The following is a 24,983-nucleotide window of genomic DNA, read 5'->3' as shown; positions in this document are numbered from 1 at the left end:
GACTGCCTAGCATTGGGGCCTCCCCATACCTGCACCCAGGACGGACCATGAGCATCCACGCCCTTCGTGACGGCGGCTACCAGCCACCGCCGCCGCCCCCGACCCGCAACGAGGCCCAGCACACGGTGGCGCCGGCCGAGAGCCTCACCGACATCGCCAACCGCCACGGTGTCTCTGTGCAGGACATCATGAAGTCGAATCCGGCTATCCAGAACCCGGACATGGTGTACCCGAACCAGGAGCTGACCATCCCGGCGCGGGTCACGGACGATCCCAGCGTCAGCCTGTCCAGCGATGGCAGCGTCGGTGCCAGCAACACCGCGACGGAGCGGACCACCACCACGTCGGAAAACGGCACCGTGCAGCAGTCGTCCACTTCGGGCACCGTGGGCATCAGCGCCAATGCTGAAGAAGGCACCGTCACCCTCTCCGCGGGCGGCTCCTTCTCCGAGTCGCTGAAGAACGCCAAGGGATACGGGGTCAGCTTCAGCGCCGGTGGCAATGCCTCGGTCACCGAGGGCGGCAAGACCGAAGACGGCGTGACCACTTACCAGCTGTCCACCGACGTATCGGTGTTCCTCAAGGGCGGGGTGAATACGCCGAAGGCCGGGCTGGAGATCGGCCGCACCGAAGGCATCCGCACCTCCTACCAGGTGACCATGCCGGAGGACGCCGATGTCGATCCGAAGGACATCAATCCGTTCGATCCCTACTCGATGCCCGAAGGCACCGTGGTGACCATGAACGGCTCGGACTACAGCACCAACGAGTTCAAGGCCACCTTCCAGAAGCTGGCGGTGCAGACCAAGATCACCGACGAGAGCGGAGTGAGCACCGCGATCGAACGCACCGGTGAGGACACCGTGCGGGTCACCGCTGGGCCGACCGAGGCGATCAAGGCCTACAACGGCGTAGGTGTGGATATCGGCGTGGCCAACGTGATGCTGGGCCGCAATGACAGCCTGTCCGAGGCCACGTTGCAGACCGCCGAGTTCGACCTGTCGACCGAAGAGGGGCTGGCGGCCTACAACGACTTCATCACCACCGGCGCCCTGCCCGAAGACAACGGCGACGGCGTGAGCAACGTGGCCACCATCGAGAAGGTGGATTTCAGCTCCCAGACCCAGCTCACCGGCAAGCTCGGCCCGCTCAAGCTGACCCTCGATGGCGCGCAGAACACCGGCAACATGGTGGTGACGACCTTCCCGGACGGGTCGCTGGAGCGCACGGTTGATCTGCAGTACTCGGGCAACGTGCCGATGAACATCACCCAGCGCTGGGACGCGGACGGCAATGAGATCGCCGCCGATCGCGTCTACAGCTACGACTTCCAGGTGGACGAGCAGAACCAGCAGCTGCTCAACGCGGCACTGACCGGTGACCTGGAACAGGCCGCCAGCGGCCCGGTGGAGGCTGGCCAGACCGTGACCCTGAGCTTCAACCAGAGCCAGATGCAGGCGCTGGCCGGGCAGACCGGCAGCGCAGTGGAGAACGGCGCCCACATGGATCTTGGGCACCTGCTTGGTGGCATGGAAGCGGACGGGTCCTACGCGGCGCCGGAGGCCTGGGATTTCGCCCTGTCGCTGGGCCGGAACATGGGCAACAGCGACTACGGGCTGGCCCAGCGGCTGTTCTCGATCTCCGATGGCAGTACGACGGGCGGGTTCGGTGACCGTGAGTTCGCGGCTATTGATGCCCGGGTCCACGTCCAGTCCTGATCCCGTGGTGGCGTAAACCACAAGGTGGCGGGCGGGTCAGCTGATCCGCTCGCGCACCTGCGTGGCAATGCGTGCGGTCTCGCGCAGCGGCTCGCAGTCGAAGCGGGCCAGCGTGCCGTCCACCGGCCGGATGCGCCCGTGGGCGAGCAGGGCATCGAGAAAGTGGCGTGGCCGGCCTTGCGTACGCGCGGGATCGAACACGAACACCGGCGCGCGGGTGGCGCAGGCCTCCGAGACCATGTTCACCGAGTCGGGCGTGCATACGATCCGGTCGGCCCAGGCCAGCAGGCCGGGGTAGGGGTTGGTGCCGTCATTCTCGCCGGACCAGGCCACGCCGGACCATGCCCCGCTGTCCATCCTTTCGCGCAGGGCTGCGATGACCTCCGCCGGCGTGCGTCGTGACACCGTGGCCAAGACGCTGCCCCCCTCGCTGTCCAGCACCGCCGATATGGATTGGGCCAAGGCTTCGAATGCGGCGCGATCAAAGAGTGCATGGCGGCTGCTGCCGCCCAGCAGCACGGCAATGCGTGGGCGCGGCAGTTCGGCCAGCAGCGGGAAGTCGGCGCGTCCTGCCGCCAGCCACGCATCATCCACCGGGTTGAGGCTGCCAAGCAGGGTCAGCACGTTGGGGCCTTCGAGTCCGTCGTGTTCGGGTGCGATCACCAGGTCCCAGTGAGCGGGGTCCACGCGCGGATCCAGGATCTGCACCGCGCGGGCTCCTGCTTCGCGCAGCAGCCGGGTGGCCAGGGCCGACTGGCGTCCACAGCCGATGGCCAGCGCCGGCGGTGTGGACAGGGCGCGAGTGAATTCGTCGCCAAATGCGTGCCGCGCGCCGGGAAAACGGCGCGGTGCGGCCCAGCGCCACGGCCGTCGCGGCGTCAGGTGCCAGTTGCGGACAGAGTCGTGCCCCATCGCTGCTGCCAGCGAAAGCGCCTGGCGCAGGTTGCCCGCGTGGCCATCGGTAAGCGCCCAGGTTGTTCCATAAGTGTTGTTGTGCGGGTAAATATCCATTTATCGTTCTGTTGTTGCGACCTTATGTTCCGGTCAGCAGGCTCCCCAAACATCCGTGGAACTCTACACTGGGCACCAATTCACATGCGGCACCCGCCGCGGGGGAGACACTTTCCACATGAGCGAAGTCCTGACCGACGCAGCGCTTGACCAGCTGTTCCGCACCGCCCGCACCTACAACCGGTTCAGCGGCGAAATTGATGACGCCACGCTGGCGCGCCTCTACGACCTGATCAAGTGGGGGCCCACCACCGCGAACACTACGCCTGCGCGCTTTGTGTTCGTGCGCTCGGCCGAGGCCAAGGCAAAGCTGGAGCCGGCACTGGATGAGGGCAACCGCGCCAAGACCATGGAGGCGCCGGTGACGGTGATCGTCGGCCATGACCTGGAGTTCCACGAGAAGCTGCCGTACCTGTTCCCCCACACCGATGCCAGGGCGTGGTTCGACGGCCCGCTGGAAAACCGGCGTGAGCATGCATTGCGCAACGGCTCCCTGCAGGGTGCGTACCTGATCCTCGCCGCCCGCGCACTTGGCCTGGACACCGGTCCGATGACCGGATTCGACGCGGCGAAGGTGGATGAGGCGTTCTTCAAGGGCACCTCCATCCGCTCCAATTTCCTGATCAACCTGGGCAAGGGTGATCCGGCCAGCATCTTCGACCGGTCGCCGCGGCTCGGGTTCGATGAGGCCTGCCGCATCGAGTAAGGACGTTTCAACCCCTGCCATCCACTTTTTCTGGAGACATCACCATGAACCATCGCAATTTCCGCCGCCTGGCGCTTGCCGCCGCCCTGTCGTTCGCCGCCACCGCCGCCTTCGCCGCGCCGGTGACCTACACCATGGACCCGGACCACACTACCGTGGCGGCGAAGTGGAACCACTTCGGCTTCTCCAACCCGGTGATCCTGTTCGGCGACGTGGACGGCACCATCGTCTATGACGCCGACGACGTGGCCGCCTCCAGCGTCCAGGTGACCCTGCCGCTGTCGGGCATGGAGTCCAATGTGTCGGCCTTCAACGATCACCTGCGCAGCGATGATTTCTTCGATGCGGAGAACTTCCCGGAGGCCACTTTCCGCAGCACCTCGGTCCAGGCCGCTGGCGAAGGAAAGCTGAAGATCACCGGGGAGCTCACCATCAAGGGCGTCACCAAGGAAGTCGTACTTGACGCCACCATCAACCAGATTGCCGCGCACCCGGCGACTCAGAAGCAGACCGCCGGCTTTGACGCCAGCGCCACCATCAAGCGCAGCGAGTTCGACCTGGGCATGTTCGTGCCCAACGTGGCCGATGAAATCGAGCTGCACATCACCACCGAGGCGCCCGCCGCCGAAGGCGACGAGGCCTGATTCCAAGGCCGGCGGCACCCCCGCCGGCCTTCTTTCGTAGGAGCGCGCCATGCGCGCGAAGCCGCGTGACTTCTGTCGCGGCGCGAAGCTCCGGCCCCCGCGCGTTTTCGCAGCGGGCTTCAGGCAGCGCTGCCGGTCCGAAACCACACCCCGCTGCCAGACTTCACGCGGCTTCGCGCGCATGGCGCGCTCCTAAATGTGATCGGTTCAACACCATGAAAATATTCCGTCCAGCCGGTGAGCGCGGCCACGTCCGTACCGGCTGGCTCGACAGCCGCCACAGCTTTTCCTTCGGCCACTACCACGACCCACAGTGGATGGGCTGGGGACCGCTGCGGGTGATCAACGAGGACCGGGTCGCGCCGGGGGGTGGATTCGCTCCGCACGGCCACGCCAACATGGAGATCATCAGTTACGTGATTTCAGGCGGCCTGGCCCACCGCGACAGCACCGGCAGCGAGGGCGTGCTGCGTCCGGGCGAGCTGCAGTGGATGAGTGCCGGCCACGGCGTCGAGCACAGCGAGTACAACCACTCCGACTCCGAAGCGGTGCATTTCCTGCAGACCTGGATCCAGCCGGACCGGCTCAACGCCGCGCCCGACTATGCGCAGAAGGCCTTCGACCCGGCCACTCGTCGCGGTCAATGGGGCCTGCTGGCCTCGCCGGATGGGGCGGAAGGCAGCCTGGCGATCCGCCAGGACGCGCGCCTTCTTGGCGTGCAGTTGGGGAGCGGAGAGTCAGTCGCCCTGACGCTGGACCCGGCGCGTCGCTATTGGCTGCAGACCGTCCAGGGCGAAGCCCGCGTCGACGACCAGCGCCTGGCCGCCGGCGACGCCATCGGCTACGCCGACGAGTTCGGCGAGCTGCGCATCACCGGCACAGGCGAGGGCAGCCTGGCCGACATCCTTCTGTTCGATCTTCCAGCCTGATTCCAGCCGACTCCAGCTTGAACGCCTTGTAGGAGCGCGCCATGCGCGCGAAGCCGCGTGACACATGATCACGCGGTGTGGTTCTGGTCGTTTCGACAGAGCCGTGCACCGCCGGGATTCACGCGGTTTCGCGCGCATGGCGCGCTCCTACATGGGGCGGCAGTCGGACGCCCGATCCAGGTTGCCTCAGCCTCCGTAGCGCGACTTGAGCATGGCCCACACCGAGCGCAGGCCCTGGGCTTCGCCGCCGACGGGGCGGCCGGCGCGTTCGCTTTCATTCCAGGCGAACACATCAAGATGCGCCCACTGGGTGTCTTCGGGCACGAAGCGCTCCAGGTACAGGGCCGCGGTGACGGAACCGGCCATGCGTGAGCCGGCGTTGGCGATGTCGGCCACGCGGCTGGTCAGGTAGCGCAGGTACGGACGCCAGAGCGGCATGCGCCACACCGGGTCGCGCTGGTCCATGCCGGCCTTGAGCCAGGCGTCGGCCACGGCGTCGTTGTTGCTGTAGAGCGCAGGCAGGTCCGGCCCCAGCGCGATCCGCGCCGCGCCGGTGAGGGTGGCGAAGTCAACCAGCAGGTCGGGTGAGGATTCGCCGGCGTAGGTCAGCGCATCGCCGAGCACCACCCGGCCCTCGGCGTCGGTGTTGTCGATCTCGACGCTGATGCCCTTGCGGGTCGCGACCACTTCGCCAGGACGGAAGGCATCCGGGCCAATCGCGTTCTCCACCGCGGGGATCAGCAAGGACAGGCGCACCGGCAGGCCGCGGGCCATGACCAGCTCGGCCAGTGCCAGCGCGTGGGCGGCGCCGCCCATGTCCTTTTTCATGTTGCGCATGCCATCGGCAGGCTTGATGTCCAGGCCGCCGGTGTCGAAGCACACGCCCTTGCCGACGAGTGACAACAGAGGGTCGCCCTCCTTGCCCCAGGTCAGGTGCAGCAGCCGCGGTGCGCGGTGCGAGGCACGGCCGACCGCGTGGATAGCGGGGAAGTTTTGCTGCAGCAGCTCGTCGCCGATGATGCTCTGCAGCCGGCCGCCGTGTGCATCGGCAATGCCGCGTGCCACGGTTTCCAGCTCTTCCGGGCCCATGTCTTCGGTCGGCGTGTTGACCAGGTCGCGCACGCGGCTGCAGGCGGCGATCACTGCCAGGGTTTCCGCATCAGCCTCCAGTGCCAGCCGGGCCGGTGCGCGCGGGGCTTTCTTGTAGCGGTCGAAGCGGTAACTGCCCAGGCCCCAGCCCAGTATCAGTGCGTCGCGGGCCTCATCTTCCGGCACCTGCATCGGCTGCCAGTCGCCCGATGGCAGGGCGAACGGGGCATGGGCATAGGAGAACGGATCCAGGCGGTCGCCCAGCCCCAGCACGGCGCCGGGGGGGCTGCCATCTTGCGTCGGCAGGCTCAGCCAGGTGCCAGGCGCAGCGTCGAAGCCGTGCGCCTCAAGCCACTGTCGGGTAGCGGAGGGCTGCTGGTCCAGCCATGCGGACAGGGACTCGCGGTCGAGCAGATGCAACGGGCGGGGGGATCCTGCCGCTGCGGAGGTGGTCAGCCCGGGGGGAAGGGTCATTCTGAAACGCTCCTGTGAGGTGCATCCCGGAGTCCTGCGTCCAGCCAGTCGGCCAGACCGGTCAGGCTGTCGAACTCCAGGTCGGGGGTGATGGTGGGGTGTTGCCAGCTGCGGCCGTCGCGGTTGATCCAGCAGCTGCGCAGGCCGGCCCGCGCAGCGCCGGCCACGTCGGTCTCGATGTGATCGCCCACGTGCAGCACCTGACCGCGGTCGCAGCCCAGGCGCACACAGGCGGCGTGGAAGATGCACGGGGAAGGCTTGGCCTTGCCATGCTCCACCGCGCCCAGCTGGAAGACGAAGTGCTGATCGAGCCCGATCCGGCCGAGGTCGGCATTGCCGTTGGTCAGCGCCGCGATCGGCACCCGGGCGGCGATGCGCTCAAGCGCGGGGACGCTGTCGGGATAGCACTCCACCTGGTTGCGGGCGGCAAAGAAAGCCTCGTAGGCCGAATCCACCAGGTCCGGGTTACCGCCGCTCTCGCGCAGCGCCTGTTCAATGGTCAGTCGGCGCAGGGCTGACACGTCGTGTGCCAGATGCGGGTTCTGCTGGTGCACCCGCAGCCGCAGATCGCGCATGGCCCCGGTGGAGAAGCGCTCCGCCGTGCGCGGGCTGTGGGTGCGGAACCACCCGTCCAGCGCTTGCTCGATCCGCTCCCCGATCGGCGCGAACGGCCATACGGTGTCGTCCAGGTCGAGGGTGATGGCGCGGACAGGGAAAAACTGCATGTGCCCATTCTACGCAACGGCCGGCGGGCCTTCCGGCCTGCAACGGATCATTCCAGCAGTCGTGCCCAGGGCTCCATGCCATCAATGCGCGAGAGCACCTTCTTGGCACATACCATCAGCGGAACCGCCAGCAACAGGCCGATGAAGCCCCACAGGAAGCCGAAAAGCATCAGCGCCAGCACCAGCAGCAGCGGTGAAAGCGCCATGCGGTGGCCGACCACGATCGGGGTGAAGATCTGACCTTCCAGCGTCTGCAATACCAGGTAGACGCCGAGGGGAAGCAGGGCCTGGCCAAGGTCGTCCCAGACGATCAGACCCATCAGCAGCAACCCCGTGGCGGCCATGAAGGCACCCACATAGGGTGCGTAGTTGAGCAGCGCCACCAGCGTGCCCCACAGCAGCGCATTGGGAAGGCTCAGGCCGATGAGGTGCAGCGCGACCGCCATCGCAGCGCCGAGCACGGTGTTGATCATGGTGATGGTGAACACGTAGCGGGATACCTCCTGCTCGATCCCCTGCATGATCTCCACGCTCACTTTCTGCTGGTAGCGGTTGGGCAGCAGCGAAATCGCATGTCGCTGCAAGCGCTCGCCGTAGACCATGAAAAAGAACGTGAGCAGCACCACCGCAAGCACCGCCATCACCATCCTCGGCGTGGCCACCAGCCGCTCCCACGGATCCTGCTCGCGCACCGCCACCACCTCGAGCTGGCGCGCATCGGCGCCGTCGGCGGCGCGGGCAACGGTGGCCGCGGCTTCGCTGGCCTGCTGCATCGGCCCGGTCATCTGCTGCAGCTTGGGCGTCAGTAGCTGCAGCTCGCTGGGAAGCTGCTGCATCCACTCCGCCGCAGGCGCCACCAGCTGCCGGCCGAGCAGGGCGGTCAGCACCAGAGCCGTGCCCAACAGCAGCAGGGCGCCGGGGAAGGACGGGATGTGCGCCCGCTTGAGCAGTCGCATGGCCGGATTGCCGATCAGGGCGAAAAACATCGCCAGCAGCACCGGCAGCAGCAGATCGCGCGCGGCCCAGGCGGCGAACAGCACGGCCAGGGTGGCCAGGATCACCACCGGGATTGATGCGCGCGGGCGCGGCTCCGGAGCGGTCGGGGCGGCAGGCGACGGCGCTGGGTGGTCGGCGCTGCCCATTGGCTGGCCTCCTAGCGTTCGGACAGTTCGGTCGCCGCCTCGGCGGGCGACGGCTGGTGGTCCCAGGGAGGCTCGGGTTGGCGACGGTCGGTTCGGGGCTGCGGCCCGGTTGCGGGCCCGGCGGTGTGCATACCGGCAGGCGCGGCGGCTCCGGGTGCCGTGCCGGCATCCGCTTCCGCCGCGGTCTGGGCGGCTTCTTCGGCTGTTTCAGCGGCTCCGTCAGCGGTTTCAGCGGCACTCTTGGCGGTCATTGCCGCGATGGCGGCCTGGATCGAGCCCACCAGCCCGGCCATGGAGCCGACCAGCTGCAGGGTGCGGGGACTTCCGAACTTGCCCAGCTGCTTCAAGGCCTTCTCCGGCTCCGCGCGGCCCATGACGAAGCCGGCCACCAGGCCGGCCACCACGATCCGCAGCGGGGTCCACGCCTCGCGCCATTCGCGGTTCATGCGTTCATGGCTTTCCCGGGTCTGCAGGAAGCGGCCTTCCACAAGGGTTTCGCCGCGTTCGACCCGACGTTTCAGCTGCTGGAAGTTCATGCGGGTGGCCCCTGCGGCACCGGCGCCCCGGCGCCCGGATGTCCGCTGTTGTCCTCGTGCTCGTCCTCGTCCTCATCGTCCTGCAGCAGGCCCAGGCGGTTGAGCTGGCGACGGGTGGCCTGGAGCCCGGTATGCCGGGCGTAAACGACCACGCGCCACGCGGCCAGTGCGGTGATGACGAAATTGAGCGCTGCCGCGATCAGGGCCGAAGCCAGCCAGCTCAGCCCGAAGGAATGCAGCAGGATGACCAGGAAGGTGATGGTCAACAGCCAGGCGGAAGTGCCGAACACGACGGTCAGGGCCAACCACACCGCCGCGCGACCGAGGGCCGCCCGAGCCAGCGCCAGGTCGGCACGGAACAGGCGGCGCAGGGCGCGGGCGGCGTCGCGCCCGGAGGCAAGGGTCTGGCGTCCGGCCGCGGTGACGCGGCGGACGCTTTCGTCCAGATGCGGTGCTTCCCCAGCGGGTCCGGCGGCGTCCTGCGCACCGGCGCTGTCGGGATGATCATCGTTCAAGGCATGCCCCGGCTGCTTGGGTGAAGACGTGAGGGATTACCGGCTGCGCGCCAGTTTGGCGATGATCCAGCCTGCGGCAAATGCCACGCCGAACGAAGCCAGCGGGCGTTCGCGGATCAGGTCGGCAGCGCTGTCCACCAGGTCGCGGCCCTTGTCCATCACCTGGTCAAGCTGTTCCTTGCCGGCTTCGCTCAGGTCTTCCATTGCGGCCTTGCCGGACAGGGCGGTATCAGCCAGGTCGCTCCTGACGTTGGCGCGGCCCTGTTTGAGCTCATCTCCGGCAACGCTGGCGGCGCTGCGGACGGCATCGCCGGCATCGCGGGCGGCCTGCTTGAGGTGGCTGCTGGCCTCGCCAAGGTTGCTCTTGACCGAGTCGCTGGAGGGGTTCACCTTGACCGACTCTGCGGAAGGGTTGGTCTTGACCGAATCGGTGGAGGGGTCGTTCATCGGATGTCTCCTGTGGGTGGTGGTGGGGCGAGTTTGTGAGTCTGTAGCATGCCTTGTGCACGCCATGCGAGCACGGCTGCTATTGCAGACGGACCTGGCCACGCGAGCGGCCGCGCTGCACGATCAGCACCAGATCCTCCGGCGATTCGGACAGCGCAGCGCGGAAGCCGGCCAGGTCCCGGAACGGTCCGCCGGACGAAGCCAGGATCAGGTCGCCGGCGCGCAGGCCATTGCGCTCGGCGCGGCTGCCGGACTCCACGCTTTCAATCCGCACGCCGCCCACGCGGTCACCGGCGCTGCGCCGCAGCGCTTCAGGCAGGTCGGCCAGGGTGGCACCGGCCAGGCGCGGGTCGTAGCTGGCGCCGTCGCGAGGCACTTCCATCAGGCGGGTACTGACGTTGATGGTGCGCCCATTCCGGATGATTTCCAGGGTGACCTCGGTGTCCAGCGGCTGCAGGCCCTGGAAGTTGCGCAGCGATTCGCTGTTGTCGATGCGCTGGCCGTTGGCGGCGATGATCACATCGCCGGCGCGCAGACCACCCTGCGCGCTGGACGACCCCGCATGCACGCGGGTCACCACTGCGCCACGCGGTGTCTCCAGCTCCAGGCCGCGGGCGAGCTGCGCATCCACCGTCTGGGTATCGATGCCCAGCGTGCCGCGGCGGACCTCGCCGGTTGCGTAGAGCTGGCGCATGACGCTGCCGGCCAGGTTGGAAGGAATCGCAAAGCCCAGGCCGATATTGCCGGCCATGCTGCCCTGCACGTTGAAGCTGGCGGTGTTGATGCCGACCAGCTCGCCGCGCAGGTTGACCAGCGCACCGCCGGAATTGCCCGGGTTGATCGAGGCGTCGGTCTGGATGAAGTTCTGATAACCCACCCCTGGCACATTGCTGCGGCCCACCGCCGAGACGATCCCCGAGGTGACCGTCTGGCTGAAGCCGAAGGGATTGCCCACGGCGACCACGAAGTCGCCCACCTGCAGGGTGCCGCTGTCGGCCAGCGGCACCGCGGTCAGATCCTCGGCGGGGATGCGCATCAGGGCGATGTCGGTTTCCGGGTCGGAGCCGATGAACTCTGCTTCCATGGTGCGCCCGTCGCTGAGGGTCACCGACACCGATACCGCTTCGGCGCCGCGCGCCACTTCGATCACATGGTGGTTGGTCAGCACCAGGCCGCGCTCCGCATCCACGATCACCCCCGAGCCCAGTGATTCGTTGATCCGCTCCTGCGCCAGTTCCGGGAACATACGCCGGAAAAACGGGTCATCGCCGAACGGGCTCTGGGTGCGTACCCGCTGGCGGGTGTGCACGCTCAGCACTGCGGGCGTCACCCGCTCGAGCATGGGCGCCAGCGAAGGCAGGGGCTGGCCCTCCACGGCGGTCGGCAGCGCGACAGGCATGGGGCGGGCGAGATCAGGCAGCGTCCGCCCTGTGGGATCAGCCAGTTCGACGGACGCTGGCTGGGCCAGGGCCGGCGGCAGGCCGTCGCGCAATACGGTGGCCACCAGGCCGCCGAACGCGGCGGCAACAACCAGGGCCAGAACGGTGGGAAGCGGGCGCATGATGCTCCTGTTTATCTCGCACGGAGGGTTGCAGATACGTGAAGTGGGGCACGTTCGGCGAGGGTCAAGCGTAGTCCGCCCGGCCCCACGGAAGCCACTCGAGCGGGGCGATGGGCGCACTTTCCATCCCGCCTCGCCAATGCTGAATCGCGACCGTGCCAGTCCCTCGCCGTGCTGACCGGTTTTGTTTGACTTACGATTCCCCGGGGCGTAGTTTTGAGTGCCGCTGGCCACTACATCTTGGGGTTACCGAAGTGGACATGGCACAAGCAATGGGGGTTCGTATGAACAGGACCCATCGTCGCGGGGGACGGCGCCGGAACATGCTTACTGTGACGTGCACCACGCAAATTATTCCATGACCGCTGCGTAGCGCGCTGCGCGGCGTGTATTGCCGTCGGCGCCAACAGGCCGGCGGCGGCCCTACAGAACAACGCGTGTCCGGACAGCTCCGGGCCGGAGAACAGGAGACAACACAGCATGAGCACGGTTCGCCTGGAGGCGGTACCCAAGCGCAAGGCGCTGGAGATCCCGATGCAGCCCGCATCGCTGGACATCTGGGACAAGAAATACCGCCTGATGACCAAGCAGGGTGAAGCCCTGGATGCCGACATCGACGGAACCTGGCAGCGCGTGGCCCGCGCCCTGGCCGATGCCGAGGGCGATGCCGAGAAGCGCAGCTACTGGTACGAGCGCTTTCTGTGGGCGCTGCGCCGCGGGGCCATCCCTGCCGGTCGCATCACCTCCAACGCCGGTGCGCTGGAGCACAAGCCCGCCACCAGCACCATCAACTGCACCGTGTCCGGCACCATCGGCGACTCGATGGACGACATCCTGGAAAAGGTCCACGAAGCGGGCCTGACCCTGAAGGCCGGCTGCGGCATCGGCTACGAGTTCAGCACCCTGCGCCCGCGCGGGGCGTTTGTTGCGGGTGCGGGAGCCTACACCTCGGGTCCGATGTCGTTCATGGATATCTACGACAAGATGTGCTTCACCGTCTCCTCGGCCGGTGGCCGTCGCGGTGCGCAGATGGGCACCTTCGACGTGTCGCATCCCGACGTGCGCGACTTCATCCGCGCCAAGCGCGAGGACGGGCGCCTGCGCCAGTTCAACCTGTCGCTGCTGATCACCGATGGTTTCATGGAGGCGGTGGACACCGACGCCGACTGGCCGCTGGTGTTCCCGGTCAGCAAGAAGGAAGTCGACGACCTGGACTTGAAGGATCCGGAGCAGGTGGTCTGGCGTGACTGGCCGCAGCACGAGGGCTACATCGTCCGCGATGACGGCCTGGTGGCATGCAAGATCTACGGCAAGGTCAAGGCCCGGCACCTGTGGGACATGATCATGGCGTCCACCTATGACTACGCCGAGCCGGGCTTCATCCTGATCGACCGCGTCAATGAGATGAACAACAACTGGTGGTGCGAGGACATCCGCGCCACCAACCCCTGCGGCGAGCAGCCGCTGCCGGCTTACGGTGCCTGCCTGCTGGGTTCGATCAACCTCACCAAGTTCGTAAGCAATCCGTTCACCGACCGGGCGGAATTCGACTGGGACGAGTACCGCGAAGTGGTGCACGTGTTCACCCGCATGCTCGACAACGTGGTGGAGATCAACGGCCTGCCGCTGGAGCAGCAGCGCGCCGAGATCATGCGCAAGCGTCGCCACGGCATGGGCTTCCTCGGCCTGGGCAGCACGGTGACCATGCTGCGGATGAAGTACGGCTCGAAGGAAAGCTGCGAGTTCACCGAGCGCGTGGCCCGTGACATGGCCGTTGCCGGCTGGGAAACCGGCCTGGCGCTGGCAAAGGAAAAAGGCCCCGCGCCGATCATGGAAGAGCGCTTCACCGTGACCGCCGGAATGCTGCGCAAGCGCCCGGAGATGAAGAAGGACGGCTGGAAGGTCGGCCAGGAGATTTCCGGCAAGGTGCTGCATGCCCGCTACTCGCGCTACATGCAGAAGGTGGCCACGGTGGCCCCTGAGCTGGTGGAGGAGCTGGCCGAAGCCGGCGCGCGCTTCACCCACCACAGCTCGATCGCGCCGACCGGCACGATCTCGCTGAGCCTGGCCAACAACGCCTCCAACGGCATCGAGCCTTCGTTCGCGCACCACTACAGCCGCAACGTGATCCGCGAAGGCAAGAAGTCGAAGGAAAAGGTGGACGTGTTCTCCTTCGAACTGCTGGCCTATCGCGAGCTGATCAGCCCCAAGGCGATGCCGTACTCCGAGGATCCGGAAGCGCAGCTGCCGGACTACTTCATCTCCGCCGACGACATCACGCCCAAGGAGCATGTGGACGTGCAGGCCGCGGCGCAGAAGTGGGTGGACTCTTCGATCTCCAAGACCGCCAACGTGCCCACGGACTATCCGTTTGAGGACTTCAAGGACATCTACACCTATGCCCACCGCCAGGGCCTGAAGGGCTGCACCACCTTCCGCTTCAACCCGGCCGCTTTCCAGGGCGTGCTGGTCAAGGAGAAGGACCTGGAGAACACCACCTATCGCTTCGAGCTGGAGGACGGCCAGGTAGTGGAGGCCAAGGGCAATCAGGAGATCGATTACGACGGGGAGACCCATACCGCGGCCAACCTGTTCGACGCCCTGAAGGAAGGCTATTACGGCAAGTTCTGACCTGGCCGCCTCCCGCAGCGCGGCCAGCCAGGCCGGACCCAACGACGCAACGCATTACCGAGAGACCCGCAAATGACCCTCAGGATCGAGAAGAAGATCACCGGATACTCCGTTGTCACCCCGGATGACAAAAAGGAACCCGTGTCCGCGCCGGCAGCCGAAAGCAAGGCGCCGCGGGCTGCCGAAGTGATCCAGATGCACGAGCGCATCGAGCGCCCCGACGTGCTGATCGGCTCCACCTACAAGATCAAGTCGCCGCTGGTGGAGCACGCCATGTACGTGACCATCAACGACATCGTGCTCAACGCCGGCACCGAGCACGAGCAGCGCCGCCCGTTCGAGATCTTCATCAACTCCAAGTCCATGGAGCACTTCCAGTGGATCGTGGCGCTGACCCGGATCATGAGCGCCGTGTTCCGCAAGGGCGGCGACGTGACCTTCCTGGTGGAGGAAATGAAGGCTGTGTTCGACCCCAGTGGCGGCTACTTCAAGGCCGGCGGCGTGTACATGCCCTCGCTGGTGGCCGAGCTGGGCTACATCGTTGAAGAGCACCTGAAGAGCATCGGCCTGCTGCACGATCCGGACATGAGCGACGAGCAGCGCGCGCTGATCGCCGAGAAGCGGCGCCAGTACGAGGACCGCTCAAAAAAAAACGCTGACGCCACCAGCCGCGCCGAAGACGCCGGCCCGGTAGGCGACCTGCTGGGCGAGCAGGGCCGGGACGGCGCCGGTGAGGACATTGCAGTCACCGGCGACGGCACCAGCTTCCCGCCCTCGGCCACCATGTGCCACAAGTGCAGCACCAAGGCCATCGTGATCATGGATGGCTGCGCCACGTGTCTGAATTGCGGCTACAGCAAGTGCGGGTAGGCCGGAGGCCGGCCTGACCCGGGGCAGGGCCCGCCCGCATACGGGCCCAGTCGCTTCCGCCTGCGGGCGGGCACAGGGGGAGTGGATGAAGTACGCGGCATTGTTGGCGCTGTTTGCGCCGCTGTCGGTGGCTGTCGCCGGGGGCGGGCCGGTCACCGGCCCAGAGGTGATGACCCTGCTGGAAGAGGTGGGGCACAGCGCGGAGCTGGACCAGGATGGCGTGGGGGATCCGCTGATCCTCACCGGGGTGGGGGAGCTGGGCTACCGCATCTATTTCTACGACTGCGAGGACGGCGCCTGCGAGGCGTTGCAGTTCCGCCTTGGGCTGGACCTTGCGGACGGTGCCACCGCGGACATGGTCAATGACTTCAACCGCGACTATCGCTATGGGCGCAGCTTTCTGGACGCGGAAAGCGATCCGTTCCTGTTGATGGACGTGGAAATGACCCACGCCGATCACGCCAGCCAGTTGCGCACCCACCTGGGCATCTGGGAGGGACTGGTGGATTCGTTCACCCGGGCGATGGACTTTCATCGCAATGGTGGCAGCTGGGAAGAGGAGCGGATTGCATGGCCGATGGCGCCGCTGCCGGGTGGCTCCCTGCTGTATGACAGCAGCCATGCCTCGGTCAACGCCAGTGATGCGGGACGCGTGGAGATCCGTTCCAGCGGCCTGACCCGTATCTGGCTGGACGGCGACGCAGATGCCGACGGCTACCTGCAGCGCTGGATGTCCAGCCAGACCAGCGTTGACGTGGAGGGGGCCCCGGCGGAGTTGGAGGAGGTCCTCTCCAATGCGATCCGCGCGTTCGACGGGATCGTGCTGGAAGTGGAGCTGGATGACGAGGGCCATTACACCGCGATCGCCAACCTGGAACAGATCCAGCCGCTGTATCGGGAAACCATGCGCGGGATGTTCACCAACCTCGGCGCTGCGCTGATGGAAGGCAACGTGGTCGATGAAGTGTCGGCCGGGATGGCGGGGATGGAGTCAATGCTTGACGCATTGACCGCTCCCCAGGTGCTGGAGGGCCAGCTGGCCGAACTGCTGGTGGCGTACAACTTTCCGGCAGGCGGAGGCCTGCAGCTGGACCGGGAGTATGCCTACCAGGACGAAGGTGCCAGCCCGTTCGGCGGTGAGACCATTCCCATGAACTACACCATGCTGCTGCGCGCTTCCCAGCAGGTGCCCGGGCACTACGAGCTGGTGTGGACCATCGTGCCGGATCCGGAAGCCACCTGGTCTGTAATCGGCGCTGCGGCGCGGCACCTGATCGGCGGCGTTGTGGACGGCCATGAAGGTGCCGACGAGCTGATTGACCGGGAGCTGGAGGCGCTGGGCCGTGATGCCAGCTTCAGTACCACGGTCACTTACCGCATCGACCCGTTCACCGGCGTGGTGCAGCACATGGAGCACGTGGCCACCAAGCGTTTTGGTGGCAAGGAAGAAGTGGAGACAAGCGTGCTGGCCCTGCGCGTGGCGGGGCCGTAGGACCAGGCATTCGCCGCTGCGCTATGCGCGCGCCGCGCCGCTCTCTTGCAGGCCTTCCAGGATCGGACAGTCCGGCCGGTCGTCGCCGGCACAGCAGTCGGCGAGGGTCTGCAGGGTGTCGGCCATCTGCTGCAGTTTGGCGATGCGCTCCTGCAGGTCGGCGATGTGGGTCCTGGCCAGGCGTTTGACGTCGGCGCTGCGGCGCGAGCGGTCGTTCCACAGGTCCAGCAGCTCGCCGATCTCGGCGACTGAAAAGCCAAGGTCGCGGGCGCGGCGGATGAAGCGCAGGCGGTGCACGTCGGCATCGTCGTAGATGCGGTAGCCGGAGGCGCTGCGGCTGGCCGCCGGGATCAGTCCGGCCTGTTCGTAGTAGCGGATCATCTTGGCCGAGACGCCGGAGGCGCTGGACGCTTCGCCGATGTTCATCGCGCGCTCGCCGCCGTGGCGGGCGCCGCCGGCTGGAAGCCGCGCAGCCGCAGCGCGTTGGTGACCACGAACACGCTGGACAGCGCCATCGCGCCGGCCGCGAACATGGGCGAAAGCAGGATCCCGAAGGCCGGATACAGCACGCCGGCCGCCACCGGGATCAGGGCCACGTTGTAGGCGAAGGCCCAGAACAGGTTCTGGCGGATGTTGCGGATCGTGGCCTGCGACAGGGCGATGGCATTGGGCACGCCCTGCAGGCTGCCGGACATCAGCACCACGTCGGCGGCCTCGATGGCGATATCGGTGCCGGTGCCGATGGCAATGCCCACGTCGGCCTCGGCCAGTGCCGGGGCATCGTTGATGCCGTCGCCGACAAAGGCCAGTCGGCCGTGCTGCTCGCGCAGCTTGCGCACCGCGTCCACCTTGCCGTCGGGCAAGACCTCGGCCACAACCTCGTCGATCCCGAGTCGATCGGCGATCGCGCGCGCGGTGCGGGCGTTGTCGCCAGTGACCATGGCCACCTTGATGCCGAGCGCGTGCAGGGCGTCGATGGCGCCGGCGGTATCGGTCTTGACCGGATCGGCGACGGCGAGGATTGCGGCCAGACGGCCATCGATCGCTGCGTACATCGGCGACTTTCCTTCGCTGCCCAGGCGCTCGGCGACCGCGGCGAAGGTGTCCACAGCAAGGCCCAGCGAGCGCATGTGCCGGTCGGCGCCCACTTCCACCGAGCGGCCATCGACGCTGGCGCGCACGCCCATGCCGGTGATTGACTCGAACTCCTCCGGGTCGGGCATCTGAATCCCTTCCTCCGCGGCAGCGTCCACGATGGCCCGCGCAATCGGATGCTCCGAACGCGACTCCACCGCCGCCACCAGACGCAGCACCTCTTCGCGCGCGAAGCCCTCGGCCAGCTCCAGGTCGGTCAGCGACGGGCGCCCCTCGGTCAGCGTGCCGGTCTTGTCCACCGCCACCACCCGCGCCTCGCGCAGCAGCTGCAGCGCCTGGCCGTTGCGGAACAGCACGCCCAGCTCGGCGCCGCGGCCGGTGCCGACCATGATCGAAGTCGGGGTGGCCAGACCCATGGCGCAGGGACAGGCGATGATCAGCACCGCCACCGCGTTGACCACGGCAAAGGTCAGCGCCGGAGAGGGCCCAAACGCCAGCCAGATCAGGAATGTCAGCACGGCCGCGGCCATGACCGCGGGTACGAACCACAGGGTGATCCGGTCCACCGCGGCCTGGATCGGCAGCTTGGCGCCCTGCGCTTCCTGGACCATGCGGATGATCTGCGCCAGCACGGTCTTGCCGCCCACCGCGGTGGCCCGCAGCACCAGCGCGCCCTTCTGGTTGACGGTGCCGCCCACCACGCTGCTGCCGGGTGATTTCTCCACCGGGACCGGTTCACCGGTCACCATGGATTCGTCGATCCAGCTGGTGCCCTCGACCACCTCTCCGTCTACCGGTACGCGCTCGCCGGGGCGTACGTGCACCAGGTCACCGTCTGCCACTTCGTCGATCGGGATCTCCACGATCTGGCCATCGCGCGAGACTCGCGCCTGCCGCGGCTGCAGCCCGACCAGACGCTTGATTGCCTCGGAGGTGCGGCCCTTGGCCCGCGCCTCCAGCCAGCGGCCAAGCAGGATCAGCGCCACGATCACCGCGGCGGCTTCGTAGTACACGTTGACGGTGCCTTCGGGCAGGACGTCCGGCAGGAAGGTGGCCACCACCGAGTAGCCCCAGGCCGCCAGGGTCCCGACCGCGACCAGCGAGTTCATGTCCGGTGCCAGCCGCAGCAGGGCCGGGATGCCGGCCGTATAGAAGCGCCGGCCCGGCCAGGCCAGCACCAGCGAGGTCAGCACGAACTGGAAGTACCAGCTGTTCTGCAGGCCCACGTTGCGCACCACCCAGTCGTGCATCGGCGGCAACAGGTGCGAGCCCATTTCCAGGATGAACACCGGCAGGGCCAGGGCGATGGCCACCAGCAGGTCCCGGCGCAAACTGGTGCGCTCGGCGTCCTGGCGGATCGCCGCTTCGTCGTTGTCAGCGGACGCAAGGGCATCCACGACCCGGGCGCCGTAGCCGGCCTGTGCCACTGCCGCCAGCACCGCTTGCCCCGCCGCAGTGCCGCGGACCGTGGCCCGCTCGGTGGCAAGGTTGACGCTGGCTTCTTCAACGCCGGGGACGGCCAGCAGGGCGCGCTCGATGTTGCCCACGCAGGAGCCGCAGTGCATGCCCTCGATGACCAGCGTGGTGGACGTGGCAGGGACGGGGTAGCCGGCTTTTTCCAGTGCTTCCACCAGGGTGCCGTGGTCCAGCGTGCGTCCCGCCGCGGCCTGCACGGTGACGCGCCCGGCGGCGAGGTTCGCCGCCACGCTGGCCACGCCGTCCACCTTGCCCAGCGCGGCCTCGATCCGGCCCACGCAGGACCCGCAGTTCATGCCCTGGACGGGAAAGCTGATCTTTTCTTGTGTCATGCCGGCAGCATAGACCTTCCCACTATGGGAAGGTCAAGGCCGCGGATTTCCTCGTAGGAGCGCGGCCATGCGCGCGAAGCCGCGTGACACTTGGCGCCGGAACGCGGCTTCGTTTACGACGCGGTAACCGAAGCCGGTCGGCGATGCTTCGATTCACGCGGTTTCGCGCGCGTGGCGCGCTCCTACAGATCGATTGCCGGCTAGATCAGGGCCAGCTTTTCTTCCTTCATGTCGGAGAACTCTTCTTCGTAGAAGAACTTCTCCGCGCCCAGCGCGGGCTTCAGGTCCGGCAGCCAGGTGGCGGTTTCGTCGTACTTGGCGAAGAACGGGCGCTGCACCCAGTCCGGGTTGCGTCCCTGGATCAGGCGCAACACGAACACCTTCTCACCGTTGATCTCGGTCACGCCCTGGATCTCAACCTTGCCCGGGTCCGCCGACATCGACGGGCCGCGCGCAGTGCGGGCCAGGCCGGATACGCGCTGCATGGCCTCGCGGTAGATCTCCCAGGCCTTGACCAGCGGCACCTCGAAATAATGGCGCGCGCCGGTGTCGCGCTCCACGAACATGTAGTACGGCACCATGCCCAGCTGCACCTGGGTACTCCACATCCGCGTCCAGACATCGACATCGTCGTTGATGTGGTGCAGCAGCGGCGCCTGGGTGCGGATCTGCGCGCCGGTGGCGCGGATGCGGCGGATGGCCTCGCGGCAGATCGGCGTTTCCATCTCGCGCCAGTGGTTGAAGTGGGCCATGAAGGCCACGTGCTTGCCGGCTTCCACCAGCTCGCGCAGCAGCGCCAGCACCTCGTCCGCGTCCGGATCGGTCACGAACCGGTACGGCCAGAAGGTCAGGCTCTTCGAGCCGATGCGGATATTGGTGACGTGCGCCAGCTCGGGCTTCATCAGGCCTTCGAGGTAATTGCGCAGGTGCCGGGCCTTCATCACCATGGGGTCGCCGCCGGTCATCAGCAGGTCGCTGACCTCCGGGTGGGCGGCAAGGTAGGCGTGCAGCTGGTCTGCCTCGTTGGAGGCAAAGCGCAGCTCCTTGTCACCCACGAACTGCGCCCAGCGGAAGCAGAAGGTGCAGTAGCTGTGGCACACCTGCCCCTGGCTGGGGAAGAACAGCACCGTCTCGCGGTACTTGTGCTGCATGCCGGGCAGCGGCTCGCCGTCGAGCATGGGCAGGTTGAGGTCCATCTGGCCGGCCGGATGGGGGTTGAGCGCATCGCGCACCCGCTTGATCACCGGCGCCATCTCCGCGCTGGTGGCCTCATTGCGAACGAGCGCGGCCACTTCGTCGAAGTGCTCCGGCAGCAGCATTCCGCGCTGCGGGAACACCAGACGGAAGATCGGATCATCGGGCACGTTGCTCCAGTCGATCAGTTCCTCGAGCACATAGTCGTTGACCCGGAACGGCAGCACCTGGCTGACGACCTTCATCTCGAACCGCATCGCCTCCGGCAGCGCCTGGACCTGCTTGATGCTCTCAAGCTGGCGATGGGTATAGACCTTGAACTGACGCGGGGAGAAGTGTGCGGCGGTGTCTGCTTCTTCCCCGGTCTGGCCCGGCTGATAGGCGTGCGCAAGTGCTTCCATAGAAATCTCCACAGTTGAGGACGCCAGTCGCGGGGCACGGGTGCCCTGCGGAATTGCCGCCTGGAAATCGATTTTTGGGGCCGGGTGGGCAGGAGCGCGGGCGAACGAGTGCCCGCGACAGAGCCGCGAAGTAAAGAAGGTGTCCCCGACCAGCGAAGGGACTGCCAGGGCGCACCCCGTCTTGAGCGGCTCGGCGCGGCAGTCCTCAGTCAGGGTAACAAACGACAGTGGCCGCTGCAGATGCGTGCCCCGGGCCTGCGCAAGTGCCTTGGGTATGATCCGCGCATGAGCGAACGCGACCGGTATCCCGATGCCCTGCGTGCAGGTGCGCTGCTGGTGGTCGTGTTCGGCCACTGGATCGCGACGCTGCCACGGATGGAGCAGGGCCGACTTGCCGGCACCGACCACCTGCTTGGCATCTGGGATGCGGCCGGAGCGATCACCTGGCTGGTGCAGGTGGTGCCGCTGTTCGTCTTCGTGTCGGCCGCGGTCAGCACGCCGGGTGTGCTGCGGCGACTGGACGATGGCGGGTCGCAGCGGAGCTGGTGGGCAGGGCGTGCGCTTGGGCTGGCCCGGCCCACGGTGACCTATCTCGCCGTGCTCGCCGCGCTTGCGCTGATGGCGCTGTTCACCGGCGGGCGGCTGCTGGAAACATTCAATACCTCGCTCACCATCCACCTGTGGTTCCTGCTGATGCTGCTGGCTGTGCAGGCGCTGTTGCCGCTGGCGGTGCGGGCCGATCGGAGGTTCGGACTGGGTGCGGTGGCCGGGCTGGTGGCCCTGGCGGCGGTGGCGGACCTGGTTCGTGCCGGCATACGCGCACCTGCCGATCTGCTTGAACTTGGCGCACGCGTGCGCGAAAGCGCGCCCGGCATCGGCTGGATCAACATGCTTGCGGTGTGGCTGCTGCCCCAGCAGCTGGGCGTTGCCTGGAAGCAGGGCCGCTTTGCCGGCGCGCGTGCCGGTGCTGCCTGGCTGCTGCTTGGCGTGGCATGGCTCGCTGCGGCGATCGCCAGCGGCTATCCGGTGGCAATGGTCGGCGTGGAGCTGGCCGGCAACAACATGCTGCCGCCCACCCTGGCCCTGATCGGGGTGATGTGGGTACAGGTGGGCCTGGTGCTGTTGTTCGAAGCGCCGGCTCGTCGGTTCCTGGCCCGGCACCCGGTGGCGCGGGTGGTGGCGGTGCTGGGTGCGCTGGGGATGCCGCTGTATCTGTGGCACAAGCTGGCCGAGCTGCCGGCGGCGTGGCTGGGCGAGCGCCTGGGCGCGCCGATCGATGCGGGTGATCCGGGCCAGCCGGGGTTCTGGCTGGGTCGGCTGCTGTGGATCGGCCTCTGCGCGCTGGTGGTGGCCCCGGTGATGGCGCTGGTGGTGGGCTTCGAGATGCGCCGCCGACGCGATGTGGAGCAGGCCGGTGGCGACGCGGCGATCATTGCTGGCGGCATTGCCCTGTTCGGCGGACTGGGTGCGGCGCTGGCACTGGGCGTGGTGCCGGGCGCGCTGATCGGCCTGGCGGGCGTGGCGGCGGCCTCATGGTTGCTGCGCGCGCGAGCGCCGCAGCCAGGGGCCTGAGCGGCACGCCGGTTACGGTGCCGGATCGGCCGGCAGGTGCCCGCGGCCGTGCGCGGCATCCAGATCCTCGATCGGCCCCAGCGGCACGATGCCGTTCGGGTTGATGGTGTCGTGGCTGCGGTAGTAGTGCTGCTTGATGTGGTCGAAGTTGACCGTCGCGGCCACACCCGGCCACTGGTACAGCTCGCGCAGGTAGCCGGACAGGTTCGGGTAGTCGGCAATGCGGCGCAGGTTGCACTTGAAGTGGCCGTGATACACCGGATCGAAACGCAGCAGGGTGGTGAACAGCCTCCAGTCGGCCTCGGTGATGCGCTGGCCGAGCAGGTAGCGGCGTTCGGCCAGGCGTCCGTCCATTTCATCCAGCGCCTCGAACAGCTTCGTCACTTCCTCCTCGTACACGTCCTGTTCGGTGGCGAAGCCGGCCTTGTACACGCCGTTGTTGATGGCGTCATAGACCCGCTGGTTGATCGCGTCGATGTCGGCGAGCAGTTCCTGCGGCGCGTAGTCGCCCGGTTTTGCACCCACGTCGTCGAAGGCCGAGTTGAGGATGCGGATGATCTCACCGGACTCGTTGTTGACGATGGTGTTGCGCTGCGTGTCCCACAACACCGGCACGGTGACCCGGCCGCTGTAATCGGACTGCGCCCGCTGGTAAACCTCGTACATGTAGCGCGCGCCGTCCGGGTCGGGGACCACGCCGTCTCCGGGTTCGAACGTCCAGCCCTTTTCGGCCATGTACGGGTTGACCACGAACACCGGGATCATCTCTTCCAGTCCCTTCAGGGTACGGAAGATCAGCGTGCGGTGGGCCCAGGGACAGGCCAGGCACACGTACAACCTGTAGCGGCCGGCTTCGGCCTTGAAGCCACCCTCGCCGCTGGGGCCGGCGCTGCCGTCGGAGGTGATCCAGTTGCGGAACTGGGCATCGGTGCGAACGAAGCGCCCGCCCGTGCTGGAGGTGTCATACCACTGGTCGACCCAGCGGCCGTCGATCAACAGGCCCATGGCCGATCTCCTCAGGTTGCGTCGCCCAAGGATGCACCGTCGCGGGTGGACGCCGCGTTGCGCTGGCAGTCCGTTGCGTTCCAGCGCGGCCGCTCAGTCGACGCCGATGTCCTCGTTCCACACACCGGGATTGGCGGCGATCCAGTCGGCCATCATGCGGATGCAGCCGGCGTCGTCGAGATCGATCACTTCCACCCCGTGCTCGCGCAGCCAGTCATGGCCGCCGTGGAAATTGACCGTATCGCCCATCACCACGGTGCCGATGCCGAACTGGCGCACCAGGCCGCTGCAGTACCAGCACGGCGAGAGGGTGGTGACCATGATGGTGTCGCGGTAGCTGCGCTGGCGGCCGGCCTTGCGGAAAGCGTCGGTCTCGCCGTGCACCGAGGGGTCGTTCTCCTGCACCCGGCGGTTGCGGCCGCGGCCGAGCAGGGTGCCGTCGCGGTGGAACAGGGCGGCGCCGATCGGGATGCCGCCCTCGGCCAGGCCCGCGCGGGCCTCGGCAACGGCGGTTTCAAGCAGGGCGCGGTAGTCGGGCCGGTAATTGGGCGTGGTCATGGCCGGTTCCAGATGAAGGATGACCGAGGATAGGCAGCCACGGCGGCACCGTCACCCCGGAGGGTGCGATAATTCCCCGCATGAGCGCATCCGACAAATCCGGTACCACCCACTTCGGCTTCCGCGACGTGCCGGTGGGCGAGAAGCAGAAACTCGTTGGCCAGGTGTTTTCCTCGGTCGCAGGTAGCTACGACCTGATGAACGACCTGATGAGCCTGGGCATCCACCGGATCTGGAAGCGCTATTTCACCGCTACCGCGCTGGTGAAGCCTGGCGACCGGGTGCTGGACCTGGCGGGCGGCACGGGCGATATCGCCGCGCTGCTGCGTCCGCGCCTGGGCGAGGACGGCGAGGTGGTGCTGGGCGATATCAACGGCGAGATGCTGCGCGTGGGCCGCGATCGCATGACCGACCGCGGGCAGGTGCGTGGCTTCAAGCATGTGCAGTGCAACGCCCAGGCGCTGCCGTTCCCGGATGCAAGCTTTGACCTCGTCACGATCGCCTTCGGCCTGCGCAACGTGACCGACAAGGACGCTGCCCTGCGCGAGATGTACCGGGTGCTGAAAGTGGGCGGCCAGGCCCGGGTGCTGGAATTTTCCGAGGTCACCGTGGACTGGTTCAAGCCGATCTACGACTTCCATTCCTTCAAGGTGCTGCCGCGGCTGGGCAGGCTGTTTGCCAGCGACGCCGACAGCTACCAGTACCTGGCCGAATCGATCCGCCAGCATCCGCCGCAGGAAGAGCTGAAGGCGATGATGGAAGCGGCCGGCTTCGCGCGCTGCGGCTACCGCAACCTGTCGGCCGGCATCGTCGCCATCCACGACGGCTACAAGGTCTGACCGTTGGCAACGCGGGCAGGC

General features: G+C 67.2%; 22 protein-coding genes. 9 read left to right on the top strand and 13 right to left on the bottom strand.

The window, feature by feature from the left end; all coding sequences use genetic code 11:
* The first annotated feature begins 47 nt into the window (after nucleotides 1-47).
* Entirely contained in the window at nucleotides 48-1,718 is a 1,671-nt protein-coding gene (locus tag ACW7G3_RS11275; protein WP_456982820.1) for a LysM peptidoglycan-binding domain-containing protein, read from the top strand.
* Nucleotides 1,719-1,754: 36 nt separating this feature from the next.
* On the opposite strand, the gene ACW7G3_RS11270 is transcribed toward ACW7G3_RS11275, so the two are convergent.
* Nucleotides 1,755-2,729, bottom strand: a complete 975-nt coding sequence (locus ACW7G3_RS11270; protein ID WP_456982819.1) for a mitochondrial fission ELM1 family protein — start codon at nucleotides 2,727-2,729, stop codon at nucleotides 1,755-1,757.
* A 118-nt stretch (nucleotides 2,730-2,847) separates the two neighbouring features.
* Between ACW7G3_RS11270 and ACW7G3_RS11265 the strand changes: the two genes are divergently transcribed.
* From ACW7G3_RS11265 to ACW7G3_RS11255, 3 genes are all read left to right on the top strand, one after another.
* Nucleotides 2,848-3,435 carry a malonic semialdehyde reductase gene (locus ACW7G3_RS11265; protein ID WP_456982818.1) on the top strand — a complete coding sequence of 196 codons (588 nt, stop codon included), beginning with the start codon at nucleotides 2,848-2,850 and terminating at the stop codon, nucleotides 3,433-3,435.
* Nucleotides 3,436-3,479: 44 nt separating this feature from the next.
* Complete coding sequence (locus ACW7G3_RS11260) at nucleotides 3,480-4,079, top strand: YceI family protein (protein ID WP_456982817.1); 600 nt, start codon at nucleotides 3,480-3,482, stop codon at nucleotides 4,077-4,079.
* Nucleotides 4,080-4,294: 215 nt separating this feature from the next.
* Nucleotides 4,295-5,008: a pirin family protein gene (locus ACW7G3_RS11255; RefSeq protein WP_456973058.1), complete on the top strand. Its 714-nt coding sequence runs from the start codon at nucleotides 4,295-4,297 to the stop codon at nucleotides 5,006-5,008.
* Nucleotides 5,009-5,194: 186 nt separating this feature from the next.
* On the opposite strand, the gene ACW7G3_RS11250 is transcribed toward ACW7G3_RS11255, so the two are convergent.
* From ACW7G3_RS11250 to ACW7G3_RS11220, 7 genes are all read right to left on the bottom strand, one after another.
* Nucleotides 5,195-6,571, bottom strand: a complete 1,377-nt coding sequence (locus ACW7G3_RS11250; protein WP_456982816.1) for a leucyl aminopeptidase family protein — start codon at nucleotides 6,569-6,571, stop codon at nucleotides 5,195-5,197.
* Nucleotides 6,568-7,296 carry an HAD family hydrolase gene (locus ACW7G3_RS11245; RefSeq protein ID WP_456982815.1) on the bottom strand — a complete coding sequence of 243 codons (729 nt, stop codon included), beginning with the start codon at nucleotides 7,294-7,296 and terminating at the stop codon, nucleotides 6,568-6,570. Before ACW7G3_RS11245 ends, ACW7G3_RS11250 begins: the two co-directional genes overlap by 4 nt.
* Before the next feature lie 47 nt (nucleotides 7,297-7,343).
* On the bottom strand, nucleotides 7,344-8,438 hold the full coding sequence (locus ACW7G3_RS11240; RefSeq protein ID WP_456982814.1) for an AI-2E family transporter: 1,095 nt from the start codon (nucleotides 8,436-8,438) through the stop codon (nucleotides 7,344-7,346).
* Between the two features lie 11 nt (nucleotides 8,439-8,449).
* Nucleotides 8,450-8,974, bottom strand: coding sequence for a protein sip-5 (locus ACW7G3_RS11235; RefSeq protein WP_456982813.1), 525 nt, complete (start codon nucleotides 8,972-8,974; stop codon nucleotides 8,450-8,452).
* Nucleotides 8,971-9,489 carry a phage holin family protein gene (locus tag ACW7G3_RS11230; RefSeq protein ID WP_456982812.1) on the bottom strand — a complete coding sequence of 173 codons (519 nt, stop codon included), beginning with the start codon at nucleotides 9,487-9,489 and terminating at the stop codon, nucleotides 8,971-8,973. The genes ACW7G3_RS11235 and ACW7G3_RS11230 overlap by 4 nt, the downstream gene beginning before the upstream one ends.
* Before the next feature lie 36 nt (nucleotides 9,490-9,525).
* Entirely contained in the window at nucleotides 9,526-9,936 is a 411-nt protein-coding gene (locus tag ACW7G3_RS11225) for a DUF883 family protein (RefSeq protein ID WP_456973072.1), read from the bottom strand.
* A gap of 79 nt (nucleotides 9,937-10,015) precedes the next feature.
* Nucleotides 10,016-11,497 (bottom strand): trypsin-like peptidase domain-containing protein, encoded by a 1,482-nt coding sequence (locus ACW7G3_RS11220; protein WP_456973074.1) that lies wholly within the window; start codon nucleotides 11,495-11,497, stop codon nucleotides 10,016-10,018.
* 480 nt (nucleotides 11,498-11,977) lie between these two features.
* Here ACW7G3_RS11220 and ACW7G3_RS11215 point away from each other — a divergent pair, with 480 nt between their 5' ends.
* The 3 genes from ACW7G3_RS11215 (at nucleotide 11,978) to ACW7G3_RS11205 (ending at nucleotide 16,490) form a co-directional block, all read left to right on the top strand.
* A complete protein-coding gene (locus ACW7G3_RS11215; RefSeq protein WP_456982811.1) occupies nucleotides 11,978-14,128 on the top strand; it encodes an adenosylcobalamin-dependent ribonucleoside-diphosphate reductase in 2,151 nt (716 codons plus the stop codon).
* Nucleotides 14,129-14,200: 72 nt separating this feature from the next.
* Entirely contained in the window at nucleotides 14,201-14,998 is a 798-nt protein-coding gene (locus ACW7G3_RS11210) for a TSCPD domain-containing protein (protein WP_456973078.1), read from the top strand.
* Between the two features lie 85 nt (nucleotides 14,999-15,083).
* Nucleotides 15,084-16,490, top strand: coding sequence for a YbjN domain-containing protein (locus tag ACW7G3_RS11205; protein WP_456982810.1), 1,407 nt, complete (start codon nucleotides 15,084-15,086; stop codon nucleotides 16,488-16,490).
* 21 nt (nucleotides 16,491-16,511) lie between these two features.
* On the opposite strand, the gene cueR is transcribed toward ACW7G3_RS11205, so the two are convergent.
* The 3 genes from cueR to ACW7G3_RS11190 form a co-directional block, all read right to left on the bottom strand.
* Nucleotides 16,512-16,916: a Cu(I)-responsive transcriptional regulator gene (cueR, locus tag ACW7G3_RS11200; RefSeq protein WP_456973082.1), complete on the bottom strand. Its 405-nt coding sequence runs from the start codon at nucleotides 16,914-16,916 to the stop codon at nucleotides 16,512-16,514.
* Nucleotides 16,913-19,393 (bottom strand): heavy metal translocating P-type ATPase, encoded by a 2,481-nt coding sequence (locus tag ACW7G3_RS11195; RefSeq protein WP_456982809.1) that lies wholly within the window; start codon nucleotides 19,391-19,393, stop codon nucleotides 16,913-16,915. The genes cueR and ACW7G3_RS11195 overlap by 4 nt, the downstream gene beginning before the upstream one ends.
* Before the next feature lie 200 nt (nucleotides 19,394-19,593).
* Nucleotides 19,594-20,988, bottom strand: a complete 1,395-nt coding sequence (locus ACW7G3_RS11190) for a KamA family radical SAM protein (RefSeq protein WP_456982808.1) — start codon at nucleotides 20,986-20,988, stop codon at nucleotides 19,594-19,596.
* Nucleotides 20,989-21,273: 285 nt separating this feature from the next.
* Here ACW7G3_RS11190 and ACW7G3_RS11185 point away from each other — a divergent pair, with 285 nt between their 5' ends.
* The gene (locus ACW7G3_RS11185) at nucleotides 21,274-22,560 is read left to right on the top strand and encodes an acyltransferase family protein (protein WP_456982807.1); all 1,287 of its coding nucleotides are present in this window, start codon (nucleotides 21,274-21,276) and stop codon (nucleotides 22,558-22,560) included.
* A gap of 12 nt (nucleotides 22,561-22,572) precedes the next feature.
* Here the strand turns inward: ACW7G3_RS11185 and ACW7G3_RS11180 are convergent, their stop codons facing one another.
* Nucleotides 22,573-23,565 (bottom strand): glutathione S-transferase family protein, encoded by a 993-nt coding sequence (locus tag ACW7G3_RS11180; RefSeq protein WP_456982806.1) that lies wholly within the window; start codon nucleotides 23,563-23,565, stop codon nucleotides 22,573-22,575.
* A 93-nt stretch (nucleotides 23,566-23,658) separates the two neighbouring features.
* A complete protein-coding gene (locus ACW7G3_RS11175) occupies nucleotides 23,659-24,123 on the bottom strand; it encodes a nucleoside deaminase (RefSeq protein WP_456982805.1) in 465 nt (154 codons plus the stop codon).
* Nucleotides 24,124-24,203: 80 nt separating this feature from the next.
* Here ACW7G3_RS11175 and ubiE point away from each other — a divergent pair, with 80 nt between their 5' ends.
* Entirely contained in the window at nucleotides 24,204-24,962 is a 759-nt protein-coding gene (gene ubiE / locus ACW7G3_RS11170; protein WP_456973093.1) for a bifunctional demethylmenaquinone methyltransferase/2-methoxy-6-polyprenyl-1,4-benzoquinol methylase UbiE, read from the top strand.
* The last annotated feature ends 21 nt before the right edge of the window (nucleotides 24,963-24,983 follow it).

The sequence above is a fragment of the Luteimonas sp. A478 genome (assembly GCF_054052025.1).
The sequence above is the reverse complement of the archived record's forward strand: the minus strand, read 5'-3'. Positions and strand labels throughout refer to the sequence as shown.